Origin of the sequence: Aeromonas sp. ASNIH1 (assembly GCF_002934285.1) — a bacterium.
Classification (GTDB): domain Bacteria; phylum Pseudomonadota; class Gammaproteobacteria; order Enterobacterales; family Aeromonadaceae; genus Aeromonas; species Aeromonas caviae.
On the sequence record NZ_CP026228.1, the window covers coordinates 3,723,465 to 3,741,411 of the forward strand.

The 17,947-nt window shown below is 58.3% G+C and carries 10 protein-coding genes; 7 read left to right on the forward strand and 3 right to left on the reverse strand.

Annotation, left to right across the window (positions count from 1 at the left end; all coding sequences use genetic code 11):
* The first annotated feature begins 4 nt into the window (after positions 1 to 4).
* The 4 genes from C2U37_RS18230 (at position 5) to C2U37_RS18245 (ending at position 10,046) form a co-directional block, all read left to right on the forward strand.
* A complete protein-coding gene (locus tag C2U37_RS18230; protein WP_104452863.1) occupies positions 5 to 2,809 on the forward strand; it encodes a hypothetical protein in 2,805 nt (934 codons plus the stop codon).
* Positions 2,802 to 6,956 carry a DEAD/DEAH box helicase gene (locus C2U37_RS18235; protein ID WP_104452864.1) on the forward strand — a complete coding sequence of 1,385 codons (4,155 nt, stop codon included), beginning with the start codon at positions 2,802 to 2,804 and terminating at the stop codon, positions 6,954 to 6,956. Before C2U37_RS18230 ends, C2U37_RS18235 begins: the two co-directional genes overlap by 8 nt.
* 8 nt (positions 6,957 to 6,964) lie before the next feature.
* Positions 6,965 to 9,178 (forward strand): hypothetical protein, encoded by a 2,214-nt coding sequence (locus tag C2U37_RS18240; RefSeq protein WP_104452865.1) that lies wholly within the window; start codon positions 6,965 to 6,967, stop codon positions 9,176 to 9,178.
* Between the two features lie 115 nt (positions 9,179 to 9,293).
* Positions 9,294 to 10,046: a phospholipase D-like domain-containing protein gene (locus C2U37_RS18245; protein WP_158656283.1), complete on the forward strand. Its 753-nt coding sequence runs from the start codon at positions 9,294 to 9,296 to the stop codon at positions 10,044 to 10,046.
* Positions 10,047 to 10,291: 245 nt separating this feature from the next.
* Here the strand turns inward: C2U37_RS18245 and C2U37_RS18250 are convergent, their stop codons facing one another.
* Positions 10,292 to 11,434, reverse strand: a complete 1,143-nt coding sequence (locus C2U37_RS18250) for a Fic family protein (RefSeq protein ID WP_233768427.1) — start codon at positions 11,432 to 11,434, stop codon at positions 10,292 to 10,294.
* 503 nt (positions 11,435 to 11,937) lie between these two features.
* Here C2U37_RS18250 and C2U37_RS18255 point away from each other — a divergent pair.
* Positions 11,938 to 12,330 (forward strand): ADP-ribosylglycohydrolase, encoded by a 393-nt coding sequence (locus tag C2U37_RS18255; RefSeq protein ID WP_233768428.1) that lies wholly within the window; start codon positions 11,938 to 11,940, stop codon positions 12,328 to 12,330.
* Between the two features lie 526 nt (positions 12,331 to 12,856).
* Here C2U37_RS18255 and C2U37_RS18265 read toward each other — a convergent pair.
* Positions 12,857 to 13,567 carry a metallophosphoesterase gene (locus C2U37_RS18265; RefSeq protein WP_104452868.1) on the reverse strand — a complete coding sequence of 237 codons (711 nt, stop codon included), beginning with the start codon at positions 13,565 to 13,567 and terminating at the stop codon, positions 12,857 to 12,859.
* A gap of 219 nt (positions 13,568 to 13,786) precedes the next feature.
* Between C2U37_RS18265 and mprF the strand changes: the two genes are divergently transcribed.
* Together mprF and C2U37_RS18275 are read left to right on the forward strand one after the other, a co-directional pair.
* A complete protein-coding gene (gene mprF / locus C2U37_RS18270; RefSeq protein WP_010674466.1) occupies positions 13,787 to 16,342 on the forward strand; it encodes a bifunctional lysylphosphatidylglycerol flippase/synthetase MprF in 2,556 nt (851 codons plus the stop codon).
* Between the two features lie 10 nt (positions 16,343 to 16,352).
* A complete protein-coding gene (locus C2U37_RS18275; RefSeq protein WP_010674467.1) occupies positions 16,353 to 17,066 on the forward strand; it encodes an AcvB/VirJ family lysyl-phosphatidylglycerol hydrolase in 714 nt (237 codons plus the stop codon).
* 91 nt (positions 17,067 to 17,157) lie between these two features.
* On the opposite strand, the gene C2U37_RS18280 is transcribed toward C2U37_RS18275, so the two are convergent.
* On the reverse strand, positions 17,158 to 17,928 hold the full coding sequence (locus C2U37_RS18280) for an ABC transporter substrate-binding protein (RefSeq protein ID WP_104452869.1): 771 nt from the start codon (positions 17,926 to 17,928) through the stop codon (positions 17,158 to 17,160).
* Between the last annotated feature and the right edge of the window lie 19 nt (positions 17,929 to 17,947).

The window sequence follows — 17,947 nt, forward strand, 5'->3', positions numbered from 1 at the left end:
CATTATGGATTTCTCAGTAAAAGGGAGGCGTCTTGACGCAGCTCAGAAACGGATGGGCGAAAAAGAGAAAAAAACACTCCTATTCCAGCAGTTGCTAAAAAGAAAATCAAATAAAAGTAATATTACTTTAGTCGAATCTATCAATGCCGTGTCCACGGCTCCTGAAAAAAATATCAGTATTCCTCCTGTGTCCGAGATTACTTCTTGGTACGGAGAAGCTAACGTAAGCGTTTACCGCGAAGACGACACTGCTCCAAGTACTCCTGGTGTTGGCTTAATCGAGCTCATTAACCTCTATTTATCTGCAGCACAGAACCGTACGCGGCACATCGTCCTTATGTGGCCGGTGTGCCCAAAAACTCTGGCAGTGGTGCATGCCCTGGCTACGTTGGAACGCTGGGCGCGCGGTGACAAACTCGGAGTGCGCGGTCTGGTGTTTCCGACCAAGACAAATGCCTTCTACCCACTCAACCACCTGATGCTGGGGCGCGAGGACGTGCTTCGCCATGCTCGGCAGTTGGCAGAAGTCAGCGGCGTCGACACAAGCAAACTCAAGCGCAGGTGCAGCGACAAAGACGCGTTTCTGTTCTCTCTTGCGTCACAGCCAGCTGAGGGCGATCACATCCATCCCACCATGGGCGAGCTTATTCCCCATTTTCTGGCAACGCCCGGCGACCTTTCGTGGGAATCATGCGACTCTCACCTCCTTGAGCATGTCCGCGCGAAGCTCGCTCGCCGCTCCCATAAAAAAGCATTGGCCAGCAACTGCCAGTTCATGGGAAACGCCCAAACCGCCCCGGACGCCTTGTTCGCTCTGGATGGCCGTCTAACCAGGGAGGAGTTGCGCACGGCACTTGTACGACTGAAGAAGATGGGCCCCCCCGAAGTTGTCATCGTGAATGCCACGCGCCAAATTCGCATGGAGGCACGTGGATGGCGGGGGGCACTGTGCCGGTTCCTGGTAATGCTGGAAGAGGTATTTGGTGCAAACTGCCCAGGGGTTCTGGTGGTGACAGACCACCCACGAAGTGCTTATAGCTTGAAGGACGACCTCTGGCGGTTGAATCATGAGCGCAAGGAACTGCGCTGGTCGAGACCTAACGAATACGCTATTACAGGTATTGCAAGTGCACTCAAGGAAGACGGGCTGGTTGCCCCTGGGCAGACTGAAATTCGTGCACCGATTCCCCGCACACTCGATGTTTCGGTGGTGGATGTCGATGCCGCCAAGGTCATCAACAAGCTCTACCGGCTGGCTGGGCAGATTCCGAATTCCCAAGAGCTGGCCAAACCCGTCTGGGACGCGGCAAACTATCTTGCCCGACTGGCTGCCTTGCCTTGCGGCGTGGCTACGCTTGTGGAGTGGCTTGGCGAGAGCGGAATTCGTGACCGCACGCGTGAGGCATACAGCTGGTCCTCCTTCCATGCAAAGCTCGTTACCTTCGATATGACAGCCGAAGCCGATTTTGAGCGAATTGAGCTGCGCAAATGCATGCAGATGGGGACACAGCTCTATGAGAACTACCAGCTAGGTACTCCGCTTGCGCACCGTTTGGCTGAGATTGTCGGCCAAGTGTGTGGCAAGCAACGCAAATCGCTAATAGTCGTCTTCACGAGCCCCATCTATCGTCGTCTGGCGGAGCGCTATCTATCTGCCTACCGCGATTACCCGCAAGGTATCCAATTCGGGGACTTCCAGAAGCGCCTGCGGCTTATCTCGTCATCACAACTCGAAACTGCCCTCGCGCATCTGAATGGCGCTCACCTAGTCTTCTCCGGGCTGGATGAGGACGGATTGCGGCTCGTCATTACTGATGACCAGATCCCAGCACATACGGAGCTGCTCCTGACCCAGCGCAACGGACAAAGTCTTCGCAACACTCTGAAGCCGCTTGTTCAAGAATTTCCAGCATTCCGGCAATGGAAGCCGCGCATGGAATCCATCCTCCATCGTCTCAAGCATCTGCCAGAAGGTAATCAGCTCCTGATGAATGCTGACTTCGTGTTGCCTGCATTCCGAATCGACCTATCGGCAGAGGTTGAGGCGACGGAAGATGCCAATGATCCGGAGGCGTGGAGTATCCGTCTGGAGTTCGGCGCTGTGCTGCATCGACGCCCGACTCATGATGTCTACGTGTATGACCCCGCAAGTGCAGATGCTACGGATCGCGGTTTTCGCAGTTGCAAGGTTCAAAGTCTGGAACCCGGCGACAAGCTCTTTGTGATGACTGCAGAACTGCGTGAGCTAGTAGAGGTTGTCCTGAAGGAAGCAGGCATCCCTATTGAGCACGACAAGACATTCGAGGGGGCCCTGCGCGACTATCATCAGAGCATTCTGAAAGCTCTGAAAACCAAATTTCCGGGCACCAAGCTTGCCGACCAAGTGCGGCAGCTTCGAGCCTCTATCCTGGAGGTCAACGAAAAGCTCGCCAAAGATTTTCCGGCCGAGCAGTCCGTGCGGCACTGGGTCAATCTCGGCGACTCGCCAGATACGCCGTTCGATGCGCTTCGCCCTCAAGCCCCAATGAAGGAAGCACACTTCGCTGCCTTCGCAGATGCTCTGGGATTTTCTAAGCTCGAGGCCGCCTACTACTGGCGTCGCGTCATCATGCCTGTGCGCAATGCACGCCGGCTCGACGGTCGACATGTGTCCGACCTATACACCCATATGCTGCTGCAGCCGGAATCCGTAATGGTCCATTCCGGCATCAAGCGCGAAACCATCAAGATGCTGTTCAACAAAGCCCGGGAAAACATCGTGACCGTTGAATCCATATGCCCACCCGTTGGAGAGACCACCAATGCCTAACCCAATTGTTCGCAACGACCCGCAAACGCTGCACTCGACACTGAAAGAAGCTGTGGTCGACGCGTTGCTGACGATGGTTCATTCCGAGGTAAGTGGCGCTGGCCGGCACGGCAAGTACCTCTATGGCGCGCGTCCTCGATTGCTGCTCAACTCTGGTTTTGTCCTCCCTCAAAAGAACATCGAAGGCGCAGATGAAGTGACTTCACCCATCTGGATTTCTTCACACGGCCTCAATTTCCAGGTTCAGACCGGCGTGGAAGGTACCATTTCCATCCTGCCGAAGTTTGCTGCTTACGTCCGTGTGCTGCCGAACGAGCAAGACCTGGCGCGACCCGGCTGCCGCGCAGTGTTCCGCCTCCAGAAGGAAGTAACCAAGAGCATCAAGGAGACCATCAAGAAGCGTTTGGATGATGCCTGGGAGAAGGAGAAAGACAGTTACCCATCGAAGGCCAAACATCCCGGATGGCGAACTATTCGGGAAGACATTCGCAAAGCCGTGTATGCCCAACGAGGCATCCCAGAAAATCTTCTGCGGCTCGATACCGGCGAAGCTACCGAAGGTAACAGCATCGAAGATACGCCGCCCGCAGAAGGAGTGGTCGTTCCAGCCGAAGGTGCAGTTCCGCTCAATGACGACCTTTTCGAGCCAATGGTTCCACCGCACAAGTGGCTTCGGCTAGAAATAAACCTCCCGCCCCTCGTCTTTTCGCCGAACGAACCGCTTGTTCGCTGCCAAGAGCTGGCGAACACCCATGCGGCTCTGATGAACAAGTTGATTGCCGACCAGCTTGGGGTGTGGGCGAAAAGCACTGACCCAGAGACGGGCGGCGCATTCTGGGCCTATCGCAGCGACCTGACATTCAGGCCGAGTCAGTACAAGAAGTGGTCTGAGGTTCTTGAGCTTGCCCGAAAGAGTTCCAACACCATCCCGCTGCCGACCATTGAGCTAGGCTGGAACATTGAGCTTGTCTCGGACTGGCTCAACCCAAGCTGCAAGAATGTATTCATCGCGCTCGAAAACAAGAGCAAAGAGCCACGCGCCAAGGTCGATGAGACCGATCCGGCCATTTTCCAAGTAAATCTGGACGTTACTCTGCCTAAGCTACTACACCGCAACCTGCAGCTTGAACGGGTAACACCTTCCTACAGGTTTAACGCCTATCTGCGCTACCCGGCGATGGGCCATAACGGTGGCGTAGAACAGGTAAAGCCGACTGTGGGCGATATCGTCCATATGCGTACCACGTGGGCGCCACGCTACGTTCAACCGCGTATTGTCCCGACGGGCGGCAACAAGGTGGAACGGTGCGTGCGTGAACTTAGCAAGCCAGAAGGCCTCAAACGCCTCGCTCCTATTGTTGAGGAAATGCAGGCCTGGCTAGATGGATTGCCCGGCCGAATTGATACGGCTGAGGGTATCGACCCGAAAAATGTGGATGCCATTGCGGCGGAAAAACAGAAATTTCAAGAAGACCTTCTGCGCTGGAAAGACGAGAAAAACGCGATTGAGGCGGGGATCGCTATCCTCCAAGAGTCTGCAGCTGTTTGGTCAGCACGCGGCTCGCAGAAGGACCCAAGAGCCGTCGTCTTCGAAGCATGGCTTGCGATGAACGAGGCCATGGCCAACTTCATGAAGCAGCGATTTAAGACCGATACTGGGCAATGGCGCCTCTTCCAGCTCGCATTTATCGTAGCAAACATACCGGCGCTGGCTTCCCGGATGCCGGAGTTCAAAGGTCACTATGTCGCCAACCGCGATGACACGGTGACGCTCCTGTACTTCGCAACCGGTGGCGGCAAATCGGAAGCTTTCTTTGGCCTCTTGGTGTTCAACCTTCTGTTCGACCGGCTACGCGGAAAGCACACGGGCGTGACCGCCATGCTGCGCTATCCCCTTCGACTCCTGACCATTCAGCAAGCACAGCGCTGTGCCAAGGTGCTTGCGCAGGCGGAGCTTGTGCGTCGCCAGTACAACTATGGTGGTGACCCACTTTCCATCGGCTTCTGGGTGGGAAGTGGTGGCTCACCAAACCGCCACAGTGAAAAAGGTGTCGCCGCCATCCCGAACATTGAAGATGCGCCGGCAGATGAGGCAACTGAAAATGTGTTGCACGATAACGACTCCAAATATCTCATTGCTTGGCGTGCCTGGAACAAGATTCCGTCTTGCCCATTCTGCGGCAGCAAAACGGCATTGCGACTTTTTCCCGCGCACGGTGGAACGATTGCTCATGTCTGCTCGAATAAGGATTGCGCCGCCAATCATGATGGCTGGCAACCGCTACCGTTCTATATCTGCGACGAGGACATTTACGACTATGCGCCGTCCGTGCTGCTGGGCACAGTCGATAAGCTGGCGCTCATAGGCCATGCAGAAGGCACCATCCGCCGAATCTATGGAATGCTCGGTGGCGCTCCGTGGCGTGACAAGGAGACCAAGCGCCTTCGCATTCCGAAGAGCGAAGAGCTTAAAGACGGCCCAGACTCCAAGGGATGCATCCCCCTCTTCCCGGCGTACCCGCATGGCTTGAAGCTCTTCCTGGACCCTTTCCCCAGTCTGATTATTCAGGATGAGGCGCACCTCCTCGACGAATCTCTGGGTACGTTTGCTGGGTTATTTGAGTCCACGCTCGATGCTGTGTTCACCCATATCTCTCGCTCCCTGACGGGCATTGTCGCCCTGACGCCGGGCGGACAGCGTCGCCGGGCAAAAGTCATCGCCGCTTCAGCGACCGTCGCTGAGCCTCAGCGTCAGCTCGAGCACCTCTATCAACGCGAAGTGCCTGCAATGCAGTTTCCCCATCCAGGGCCGTCGCTCTATGAGTCGTTCTACGCCTCACCTCAGGAGCCGGACGCAGCAGAAGCCGAGCGTTGTCAGCTACCTGACCCAGAGCAACGTGCTCGGCAGGCGCGTGTCTACTGCGCCTACATGACTAATGGGAAGCCACATACTGCAACTAGCGTGGCGATTCTGTCGACCTTCCACCTCTGTATCAGCCGGTTGTTCGATGACTTGGTTAACGGAGACGATGCCCGCCGGGTTTCTGCGCGCGATTATTTGGTCGAGTGCGTAAGCAGTGGCTCGCTTAAGACGCTGCACCAGCAGACGCTACGCGATGCGAGCTTCGATGATCTGATGACGGTTATCGATCTCCATCGAATTGCCCTGACCTACGTGACGAACAAGAAGGGGGGCGACCAAATTATGGCCGCCGAGTTGGAGGAGACTCGCAAGCGGCACATGAACAGCAACGTCCCCCTTGAGGGTTTGGACACAAAGCTGATTACTGGCTCTGTCGAGCAGGGGGAGGTTCAGGCTGTTGTGGCACGCGCCCAAGAGCGTGATGAGCCAGGCCATGAATTTTCACCGCTCTCCAAGGTACTACGCTCGGTTATAGCTACCTCGGCCATCTCGCACGGTGTCGACGTCGAAGAGTTCAACTCGATGTTCTTTGCGGGCATGCCTTCTGACATAGCAGAGTACATTCAAGCCTCATCGCGCGTTGGCCGGACACACATCGGTTTTGTCGTACTGGTTCCGACGCCTCAGCGTCGTCGTGACCGCTACATTGTCGAGGTCTTCGACATTTTCCACCGATTCCTTGAACGGATGGTGCAGCCAGCGGCCATCGACCGCTGGGCTGAGAAAGCCATCGAGCGCGTCTTCCCAAGTCTTTTCCAGGCGTATCTGCTCGGGGTGCTGCCCACTCGCAAAGTTATCGAACTTCCGGACGACGAGAAGAAGGATGCTCCAAGTTACGGATTTATTCCGAACATCACCTCGGAGTACAAGGACCGCCGTGCAGCATTCTCAAACGAAATCAACACGTTTATTGAGCTCGCGGTGGGCTTGCGTGCCGGCTACATGCCTCCGGGAACGGAGCACTACAAGCAGAAGATTGATGAAATGACGACTGACCTTCTCAAATTCTGGACGAGTAGCGCCATGCACGGCAGCGGCCCCCTGAAGAGCTATTTCGATGGTCAGAAAGACAATATGAAGCGCCCAATGACGTCACTACGCGACGTCGACCAAGGCGGTCTGATTGCCATGTCCCCTCGCGACGCGAAGGGCAAACGCCAACAAGCTGCAGAAGTTTTGAAAGCCATGAACCTTATCCGCCACGGCGTTGCTGAATCTGAGTGAGACCAACCATGCCACATCCCTTTCTTGCTGACGACGAACGCAAACAACCCGCAACGCCGGTAATGAGCCGGTCACGCAACCAACTCGCAACGGCGTACGCCCCGGGCTCGTTTTTCACTTTTGAAGGCGGACTGGGCTCCTGCATTGCGCTACCCGACCAGGCTGACGTCGTCGATGAGGCACCGATTGACGAGCCGACCAAGGAGCAAATCCTATTGCGCCTGCGTGAGGTTTGGCAAAGCTGGTTCTCTCGAGCGCACGCCATTAGTACCGCCAACCGCCCGATTTCGCCGCAGCAATGCGTGGATGAAATGCTCCTGAAGGACGACAATCTCGCCTTCCTGGGCTCATCGAATATCGCCTTCGTCAATCCGTCAAAGATAGGTTATGCACCGGCGCCGCTAACCTTTGTCTGCAATACCTGCAAGCAGTTCCGCACATACGATTCCGTAGCAAAGCTTGCCGAAGACTTTGACCACCTTTCCCGCAAGCATTGCCCAAACCCGAAAGCGAAGGGCAAATGCCAGTGGCGGCAGCTCGACGTGATTTTCGTGCACTGGTCCGGTGAATGGCAGCCGGCCATGCCGGGCATGTGGGAATGGTCGGATAAGGAAAACAAAGCCTGGCTCGCGGGAGAGGCTTGTTCTCATTGCGGAAAAAAGAACTTCCTCCTCAACACTGAATCACCGCGCATCGGGGAATGGTCTTTCCAGTGTGTCGAATGCGGCCACCAGGAGCGGGCCACGTGGCTCCAGAACGACCCCTTCACGACAGAGGTATTCCGAGAGACGGCGGGCAAGCGAGTTGGTGAGCGCCGTATGGAGCCCATTTCGTACCGAGCATCATCTGCATTCTACGCCCAGTCCGAACAGTTCGTGGTCTTCTCGCAGAAGGACCAAGGCCTGCTAGCGCTCCTTGCCGAAGGGCATGAAGCGGAACTCGCAAGCTTCATCGCCAGCCAATATGGCTTTGGCGGCAGCCTGCCGACGGAGGTGGAGATGAAGGACATCCTCCTGCGCGGTGGCCATGCAAGCGAATGGGAAAGTTACGAGACCCACGCCAAGATGAGGGGCCTCCTCGAAGGCATGGGGGATCATACTACTGCGCAAAAGATGGCCGACGAGCAGCAGAAGCTCATCAAACGCTGGCAAGAGGGCGAACAACCCTTAATCCCAGTTAAGAGCGAACTGCCGCAAGTGCTTCACGAAATGATGGCTTCCCGTTTCGAATTCTCCAGTCGCTACGACCCGTTTGTGCTGTCCGTGGAGCACGAAGCACTGACGCGTAGCAAACTAAGTCGGACCGCCGTGCGTGGCGAACGCGCTCCCTTTGTTCGTTTCCACCATTTGGACAACGACCTGGCACCTAAGGACGAGCACGATAAGATAGCGCAGGAACAGGAGACCCGCCGGCTGATGGGAATGCTTGGTATGAACGAACTGGGTCTGATCCGGGAGTTCGACCTCTGCAAGTTCACCCATGGCTATACCCGTGTCAACGCTACCCCAGTGATGGAAAAGCGCGGCCAGGATGTTCCTGTTCGGCTGAAGCTCTTTGAGTCGCTGCGCAACGGTAAGCGTCCCATCTATGTGGTAACCCAATCGAACGAAGCTATTTACGTGCAGTTGAAACCGGAGCTTGTCTACGAGTGGCTCCAAAAGGTCGGGGTGGTAGACCTCCCCGCATGGAACCCTGCCGACAAGATTTCACTAGGTGGTGCCTTGATTCAGACCGCCGAGCCATTTGGGCGCTACTTCTCTTCATTGCACCCCGGGGAGGCAAGCACCTACCGCTACCTCTACACCCTGCTGCACAGCTATGCCCATCTATTCACGAAGACGGTAGCTGAACTCTCGGGTCTGGATGTGGGCTCACTTGGTGAATACCTGTTTCCGGCCGACCTTGCGTTCGTGGTCTATCGCAACGGCACCACAATGGACTTGGGTAATCTTTCATCGCTGTGGCGTAACGAGCACAACCAATTCCTCTATCAACTACTTGATCCTACGTCACATCGTTGCAACTCCGGCAGTTTATGCGACTTCCACGGCGGCGCGTGCCCAGACTGCATCATGGTACCGGAGACGACATGTATCGCCCAGAATCAACTGCTTTCTCGTGCCGTGCTTCGGGGTGGGCTCGCGCCACGTGAAGACCTAACGCATAAGGCCCAACGGATTCCTGGTTTCTTTGAGGTAACCAATGGCGGTTCGACTTACTGAGTACACGGATTTTCTGGTGGCCTTGGCTCCACATAGTCGAGTCGGTGCACCAATCTGTGCAGCGGTTGCCGACGGACGCCTGGGGGGAACGGTAAATCTGAGGAATGTGTGCACGATGTCGGGGCTCTCCCAATCCAACTGCGCGGAAGTGGAAGCCTTTCTTGTCTCGGCGCAGCGCGTCGGCTTGATCGAACGCAGTTCCGGTCTGACTTGGTCGCTGCATGAGCCGAAACGACTTGCTGAGCTCGCCTCAATGTTATTTGCCGTCGAGATCTATCGTTCGGAAGTACATACCGCGAACGACGAGGTTGATGTGGTGCTAACCAAGCCAGCCGGCTCCAGCCGGGTGGCTCAGGCATTGGATAACACTCTTCGGGGTGACTGGGGCCTTATCAATACTAGAGACCTATTGCCGATGATGGCGGAGCAGGCCACCCAGCGTTTTGCCATCATGACCCCGTTTGTTGATGATACCGGTGCTGACATCATCGCCAGCCTTTTCGCCAATACACGCCCAGATGTGAGGCGTGAGCTGATTATTCGATGTGGCTCCGACAGCGGCCTGCCTGTAGGCTTGGAAAAAGTCGCCGAACAACTAAACGCCTTGGGTGTTCGTTGTTACAACTTCAGACTAGGCCGTGCCGATACGGCTGGCTATGAAACATTCCACGCCAAGGTGGTGTTGGTTGACGCCCAGGCAGCTTATGTTGGGTCGGCGAACATGAATAGATGGTCATTCGAATATTCACTGGAACTGGGCTTGCGAGTTACCGGCAAGTCTGGAAGCAGAATTGCCGAAATCATTGATGCTGTAATTCATGTATCTACCTCAGTAGATCTGCGCGGACTCTCTATATCAGACCGTTGATCTTTTTAGCGGATGGGTGCCCGGGTTTAAGCATTCAGCTGATGTGTTACCGACGCTCGCCATGGTGCAGGCTGTTGCAGTGAGATTGTGGATTACACAGTGCTAGCGCACAGTTTAACCAAAATACAGATTACGCTTGGTTGCGCGGAAAGACCGGATCACGACGATTTGCTCGCCTGTCAGTTACCCGTAATGCCCTGATAATCTTCGGTTTAGAACATGCACATTGACCAAAATCACTACTCTTACGGCGTCACCTTGATCTGATAACGGGTATTTCTACCGCCCCCAGGCATTTTTTCAAGGCAGTCTTTCTCTAACAAGTCGGCCAGATGGCGGGTTGCGGTGGCTTTACTGACCTTGGCCACCTTCTGATATTGGCTGGCGCTGATACCCTGCAAAAAACCGCTCTCGCCGCCGTCCAGCATCCTGTTCAACACCTTGATTTGCTCGGCACTCAGTGGTTCGCTGCCGTGTTGCTGCCAGAAACGGCTCTTGGCCAAGGTGCGGGTGATCGCTTGTTGGGCCTGCTCCAACGTGGCATTGAGCGTATCCAGAAACCAGATCAGCCAGGCCGTGATATCCAGTCCGCCTTTCTGGGTTTGTTCCAGAGCACGGTAGTAATCGGCTCGCTGTTCGAGGATCGCCACCGACATGGCATACAGGCGGATGCTCTGGCTGTCGGCCTGAGAGAGCGCCAGATCGGTGAGGGCACGGGTGATACGACCATTACCATCATCAAAGGGGTGCAGGGTGACAAACCACAGGTGGCAGATGGCGGCGCGCAGCAGTGGATCCTGGCTGGGGTCGTTCAGGCTGGCATTGAACCAGTCGATAAAGCAGGCGAGTGCCTGCTCAAGACCCTGGCGTGGCGGGGCCTCGAAATGCACTGTGGGCCGATCCAGTCGCCCGGATACCACCTGCATCGGCTCTTCACCGCGTAGCTGGCTCACCCGCACACGCTGTAATGTCCAGTCGTCGGCAGGAAACAGCCAGTGATGCCATTGCAACAGGCGCTCCAGCGTTAGCGGCTGATGTCGATTGTCGATGGCATCGAGCATCATGGCAGCCAAGCCTTCGGAGCGATCCGAGATGGGGTAGGGCTGTTCTTCGGATACGCCGAGGCGACGGGCCAGCGATGAGCGTACCGATTGGGCATTGAGCCGTTCATCTTCAATGGCCGATGAGGCGAGGATATTCGCCAGCAGGGTATCGAGCGCCTGGGCTTGCTGCGTTTGCGTAGAGCCGTGAACGGAATGGGTGCCGAGGAGGATCCCGAGATTGCGTTGCGCCGTGCGCAGCCGTGGCTGTAGCGGTTCATCTTGCCAGCAAAAGTGTGGCCAGCCCTCATGCTGCCAGATCCAATCTTCAGTCATCTGCTTGCCCATCCCCTTATTGTTACAGGTCACGTCACCGATGAGCCGAATCGAATGCATATTCGGCTCGATATGTGAGCCGAATCTGATGCGTATTTGGCTCACATAGTGAGCCGATAATAACGGGGATTCGGCTCACGACACAACCTGTATCACATAAGCGGTATCACACAAGAGTTGGCTGGGAGGGCACGCGTTGTTCGTAGGAGGCGGAGGTCATTGCAGGGGAGGGGGGCGTACTTTGCTATCTGTTGTCAGATGAAGCAGCGGAGCAGAGGTAAGAGGATTATTAATCCAGTGCTCGGTGAGCAACCTTGCCAGAGATTGACCAGAGACGCATAACAAAAAGGCCTCGCATTGAAAGCGAAGCCTTGTGGGGTGTGCTATCCAGAGCTGTGGTATGGAAACTGTCATGGGGATTTTCAATCCCCTGCTCTACCGACTGAGCTATCTGGGCAACGGCGCGCATTAAACTGTCAGGTGAAAACCATCTCCATACAACCAGTGCTGTCGACTTGCTGGGGAAGTATGCCTGCTTTGAAGATCAGGATGTATTTCGCTTGTTGGCGCTGTTGCTTGACAAATTGCTGCGGGGAGGGGGTCGTCGTCAGGCCAAGCTGGATGGACTCACACCAAGCGTGATGGAGCAGCGGGCGTTAGCTGCCCGCTCCCCGAATACTGGTTCGGTGGTGCGTGGTAGCTGGCGGCGCAAGTCTCGCAATCAGCTGGGCCATGCCAGCCGGCTGGATGTGGTAGAAGTCGCCCTCTGGTGCTTCTGGCATGGTGACGATTTGGCAAGCGGCGAAGTGCTACTCGGTGTGCTGTTAGGCAGGGATGAGCGAGTGCGGCTTGTTTATGGTCTTCTGGTGGGTGCTTTCTACATGGGGGAGCCTTTCAGGCTTGAGTGATGTTGTTTGAATTCTTCAGCAAGTGATTTAAATATAACAGGAAAATGAACTTCTGCAGTTTATGTCTACGAACTTCTGCATGTGATGTTTCAAATATGAAACAGCTGGACGGGTCTGGCTTGGCTCTATTACGGCAAAAACGGATGAAATCCTGTCGGTTAAGTTGCTCAGTCGAAGAGTGTTACTATCTGTAGCAATGCCCCTCAAATTTCACCACGTCCCAATTGTGTACCACTCTCATCAGCGTTAGAATCATAAATCTTTATAAATCAGGCCATTAAAAAAGACATATTGCAAAACGTGGAAATAGAACGTGGGCCCGCTGGCCGGGTGCGCTGATGTGCTCATGTTGCTCGAAAGGAGTGTCCGATGACGGCGGCGCCTGGCGCCTGGGTGGGGGTGCCATGCACCGCAATTGCCTGCATGGTAAACCATCGCGCTGGCAGAGCGAAGTCCGGGGCGTTCGCCTGGCGCTTTAATGGGCAGTGGGCGTTGTCCGTGAGCCTGATCATCCCATCGGTCCGGCTCAGGGCAGGGGAAAGTGAGGGGTCAGGGTATTGAGGTCTAGCAGGGTGAAGTAGCCGCCCTCCTCGGGATACCAGCCGCCGGTGTCGATGTAGTGGACGTTGCCAAGGCGCACCGGCTCCCTCACCGGGGTGTGGCCCACCACCAGGGCGGCGAGATCCGCGACCCCGCTCTCGTCCAGCCGTTCGATACGGCGCCTTGACCAGAGGCAGACGTTCTTGATGGCCCGAAGCCGTCCGCCGCTCACCCCGGCATCGAGTTGGTCCAGCAGCCCCTGCCAGGAGGAGAAGGGACAATCGGCGTGAAGCAGCCCGACCGGACCGGCCGGGGTGGCCACCTCGATGACCAGGGGCAGGCTGCGGTAGTGGACGGCGAACGCCGCCTGCTCGGCAGGGGTCAGGTGCTGAAACCAGCCGCCGCCGTTTCGGATCCAGTTCTCCCGATCGCAGCTCTCGTAACGGCAGACGTAGTCGTCGTGATTGCCGCAGACCGGGTGAAACCAGGGTCTGGCCAGCCAGTGGATCATCTCGCTGCACTCGGGCCCGCGATCCGCCAGATCCCCGACGCTGAAGAGACGGTCCCGGGCGGGATCAAAATCCAGGGTGTCGAGGGCCTGCTGCAACAGGGCGAAGTGGCCGTGGATGTCGCCGACGGCCAGATCGCGCCCCAGGGCGTTTTGGGGGAAGCGTCTTATCAGGGGGGAGGGTGTCATGGCGTCTCCTGCCTCTATCCCGGACGGGGATGTTTTGTCTGCCTGTACATAAGGTTACAGAAGAAAAGTGGCGAGCGGGCAGGGCCTGGTAAATCATAGGATTGCCCCCGTGAACGTGCGGCGTCACGCGCCGCCTGTGGGGGAGTCACTCCGGGAGGGCGCCTTGTCCGCCCGCTTTCGGAGGCTCTCTTTCTCCACGCTTTTTGACAGGAATCTTGAATGCGGCGTCAGCTGTTGATCTGGATAGGCCCCCTGTGCAGCCTGCTGCTGCTGGGGGCGGCCTTGACCGTCCTCTATCATTTGACCCACCTGTGGCACTGGCACGACATCCGCCAGGCCATCTGGTCACAACCCTTGCCGCAGTTGGGGGGCGCCCTGCTGCTCACCCTGCTCAGCTATGGCTGCCTCTGCTGCTATGATCTGCTGGCACTGAAGGTGCTGGACAAACGCCTGCCCTGGCAGCAGGTGGGGATGACCTCCTTCATCGCCTACACCTTCTCCAACACCCTGGGCTTTGCGCTGCTCACCGGCTCCTCGGTACGCTACCGGCTCTACTCCTCCCTGGGGCTTGGCACCGGGGAGGTGGCCAGGGTAATCCTCTTTTGCTCCATCACCTTCTTCCTCGGTCTGCTGGGCTGGGGGGGCAGTGCCCTGCTGCTGGGGCAGGGGGCGGCCCTGCTGGTGGACTGGCCCCGCTGGGCGACCGGGTTGTTGCAACTGGCGGGGGGCCTGGCCCTGCTGACGGTGTTGGCGTATCTGGTGTGGCCGGGGACAGCCCTGGTCTGGCGCGGACACCCGCTGTTCCTGCCGCGCATCAGATACCGCCTGCTGCAACTGCTCATCGCCCTGCTCGACTGGATGGCCGCCGCCGCCGTGCTCTATGTGCTGCTGCCATCGGGCAGCGTGCCCTATCCGGTGCTGCTCAGTGCCTTCGTGCTCTCCAGCCTGCTCGGGGTGCTGGCCCATGTGCCGGGGGGCATCGGGGTCTTCGAGGCGAGCATGAGCCTGCTGCTCACCCACTATCTGCCGGTGGACAAGCTGCTCGCCTCCCTGCTTATCTACCGCTGCGTCTACTACTTCCTGCCCTTCCTCTGTGCCCTGCTGCTGTTCGCAGGTCAGGAGCTGCTGCAACAGCGGGCCCGCCTGCACCGGCTGCAGGGGGTGATGATGGCGACCCGGGAGTTCGTGCCCGCCCTGGTGAGCATGGGTACCTTCGCGGCGGGCACCCTGCTGCTCTGCTCCGGGATGATCCCGACTATGAGGGGGCGGATCGAAGCCTTCCTGGAGGTGTTGCCCCTGCACCTGCTGGAGCTCTCCCATGTGCTCGGCAGCGTCAGCGGCGTGTTGCTGCTGTTGCTGGCCCACAGCCTCTACCGCCGTCATGACGGGGCATTCAGGATCACCCAGTGGCTGTTGGGGCTTGGCATGCTGTTCTCCCTGTTCAAGGGGTTTGACTGGGAGTCCGCCCTGCTGCTCGGGGGCTTCTTGCTCATCATCACCCCCTGCCGCCCTCTCTTTTATCGCAAGGGTTCCCTGCTTCACGCCCGGTTCACCCCTTCCTGGCTGATGTCGGTGGGGGCCGTGCTGCTGGGGGCCTTGTGGTTGCTGCTCTTCTCCTACCGCCATGTGGAGTACGACCCCTCCCTCTGGCTGCACGTCTCGGCCCACGGGCCCGGGGCCGCCTCCCGTGCCCTGCGCGCCATGGGGAGCGTCATCGGCGTGCTGGCGGTGGTCGGGGTGGCCCATCTGCTGGCCCCCTTGCGCCTGCCCGTCGGCAAGCCGGATGCCGAGGCGCTCTCCCGTGCCCATGGGCTGGTGATGCGGGCAGGGGGAGGCCACGGCTACCTGGCCCAGCTCGGGGACAAGTCCCTGCTGTTCCACCCCAGCGGCGAGGCCTTACTCATGTACGGGGCCGAGGGCAGTAGCTGGATAGTGATGGGGGATCCCGTCGGTCAGCCCTCTCTGGTGGAGGAGCTGCTCTGGCAGTTTCGCGAGCGCTGTGACGAGCACGACGTCAGCCCTGTCTTCTACCAGGTGTCGGCCCGTTATCTGCCTGTCTATCTGGATCTCGGGCTCATCCCCTTCAAGCTGGGGGAGGAGGCCATCGTGGATCTGCCGAGCTTCGATCTCGCCGGCAGTCGCCTGCGCAACCTGCGCCAGAGTCACGCCAAGGGCAAGCGGGAAGGGCTGCGCTTCGAGGTGGTGGCCCCCGGTGAGATTGCCCCCCTGCTGCCCGAGTTGAAGGGGATCTCCGACAGCTGGCTGCACAGCAAGCAGGGCAGGGAGAAGGGCTTCTCCGTGGGCAGTTTCGATCCCGCCTACCTCACCCTCAACCCGATGGCGCTGGTGCGGCGGGAGGGGCAGATCGTCGGGTTTGCCAACCTATGGACCAGCGACAACAAGGAGAGCCTCTCCATCGATCTGATGCGCTACAGCCTCGACACAGGGGCGGCGCCTGTCATGGATTTCCTGTTTGTCGAGCTCCTGCTGTGGGGCAAGCAGGAGGGTTATGCCAGCTTCAACCTGGGGATGGCCCCCATGTCGGGCTTCAACGACAACCCCCTCGGCGGTTACTGGGCCCGCCTTGGCAACACCCTGTTCACCCGGGGCAGCCGTTTCTACAACTTCCAGGGATTGCGGCGTTACAAGGAGAAGTTCGGCCCAAGGTGGGAGCCCCGCTACCTGCTCTGTACCGGCCATCTGGTGCTGCCCCGCACCTTGACCCATCTCGTCTCCCTCATCAGTCGCGGCCCCTTCGGGCTCATGAAAAAATAGGAGTTGGCCCATGAGAGCCATGTTGTTGCTGTTGATTTGCTGTTTCGTCTCTTCGTTCACCTTGCCGGCAGTGGCCGCCCAGCCGGGCCGGGTCGGTGCGGAGCTGGGGCTGGTGGAGTTGCCGGTGGCGCAAGCCTCGTCTGCCCCCATGGTGGTTTTCATGAGCGGGGATGGCGGCTGGGCGGCGCTGGACAAGGGGCTCAGCGCCCAGTTGCAGGCCCACGGCATGCCGGTGGTGGGCTGGAGCTCGCTCTCCTATTACTGGAAGAAGAAGACGCCGGAGCAGGCGACGGCGGATCTGGTGCGCATCCTCACCGAGTACCAGTCCCGTTGGGGGCGCCAGCGCTGGTTGCTGGTGGGTTTCTCCTTTGGTGCCGAGATAGTGCCCTTCGTCATCAATCGTCTGCCGCCAGCCTATCGCGGCAGCCTGGCGGGGGCCGTGATGCTCTCCCCCTCGACGGCGTCGGATTTCGAAATCCACGTCAGCGACATGGTGGTGCACGACAAGGGGGGCAGCTATCCCACCCTGCCGGAGGTGACACGCATTCAGACTCTGCCGCTGCTCTGCGTGCAGGGGGCGGAGGATGACTCCCCGGTCAAACTCTGTCCGCGCTTGCAGCAGCCGAACGTGACGACGGTGACCCTGCCGGGCTCCCACCACTTCGACGACAACTACCAGACCCTGTATCAGGAGATTGCCGGACACCTGGGCCTGGCCCAATAACGGCGAGAGGCCGGGAAACGACACAGGGCGGCCAATGGCCGCCCTGTTGCCGTGGCCCCTTGCAACTGTCCAGGGGGCCGGCATGCCGGGATCAGAGCAGATCTTCGAGCTGGTACTTCTTGAGCAGTGTGTTGAAGGTGCCGTCGGCCTTGACACTCTCGATGGCGGCATCGAAGCGGGCCTTGAGCTTGTCATCGTGTTTGCGAAGGGCTACCGCCACCCCTTCTCCCAGGATCTTGTCCTGGGTGCCGTTGAACTGGGGGCCGACGAAGGCGAACTGCTTGCCCATCTCCTTGTCGAGGAAGCCGACCTTCAACTGCACCATCTTGCCGAAGGTGTAGTCGGCGCGGCCGGACTGCAGATCCAGCATGGGAGACTGGGCGTTGACGTAGCGCTTGATCTTGGCCACCTCGCCATAGCGGGCGGTGACGAAGTTGTCCTGGGGAGTGCCCTCCTGCACCGCGATCACCTTGCCCTTGAAGTGGGCCGGATCGTCTGCAAAGTCGGCCGCCTTGTCGCTGCGCCCCACGAAGCGGTTCTGCATCATGTAGTAGACCTGGCTGAAGTCCACTTTCTGGCGCCGCTCGTCCGTGATGTTCATGGAGGACATGATGGCGTCGTACTTGCGCACCTGCAGGCCCGGCAGCAGGGCATCCCAGGGCTGGTTGATCACCTCGCACTCGGTCTTCATGGCCGCGCACAGGGCATAGGCGAGATCGACCTCGAAGCCGCCGAGCTTGCCGCTGCTGTCGACCATCTCGAAGGGGGGATAGGTGGCATCGGTGGCGATCACCAGGGGTTTGGCGGCGGCCTGGCCGGCGGTGGCCAGGGCCATCAGCATCATCAGTGTGTTGAGTTTCATGGTCAGTCCCTTGAAGTGT

What these genes read in the sequence shown, in the direction of transcription:
- C2U37_RS18230 (WP_104452863.1), top strand. Translation starts at nt 5, where the DNA reads ATGGATTTCTCAGTAAAAGGGAGGCGTCTTGACGCAGCTCAGAAACGG.
- C2U37_RS18235 (WP_104452864.1), top strand. Translation starts at nt 2,802, where the DNA reads ATGCCTAACCCAATTGTTCGCAACGACCCGCAAACGCTGCACTCGACA.
- C2U37_RS18240 (WP_104452865.1), top strand. Translation starts at nt 6,965, where the DNA reads ATGCCACATCCCTTTCTTGCTGACGACGAACGCAAACAACCCGCAACG.
- C2U37_RS18245 (WP_158656283.1), top strand. Translation starts at nt 9,294, where the DNA reads ATGTCGGGGCTCTCCCAATCCAACTGCGCGGAAGTGGAAGCCTTTCTT.
- C2U37_RS18250 (WP_233768427.1), bottom strand. Translation starts at nt 11,434, where the DNA reads ATGGGCAAGCAGATGACTGAAGATTGGATCTGGCAGCATGAGGGCTGG.
- C2U37_RS18265 (WP_104452868.1), bottom strand. Translation starts at nt 13,567, where the DNA reads ATGACACCCTCCCCCCTGATAAGACGCTTCCCCCAAAACGCCCTGGGG.
- mprF (WP_010674466.1), top strand. Translation starts at nt 13,787, where the DNA reads ATGCGGCGTCAGCTGTTGATCTGGATAGGCCCCCTGTGCAGCCTGCTG.
- C2U37_RS18275 (WP_010674467.1), top strand. Translation starts at nt 16,353, where the DNA reads ATGAGAGCCATGTTGTTGCTGTTGATTTGCTGTTTCGTCTCTTCGTTC.
- C2U37_RS18280 (WP_104452869.1), bottom strand. Translation starts at nt 17,928, where the DNA reads ATGAAACTCAACACACTGATGATGCTGATGGCCCTGGCCACCGCCGGC.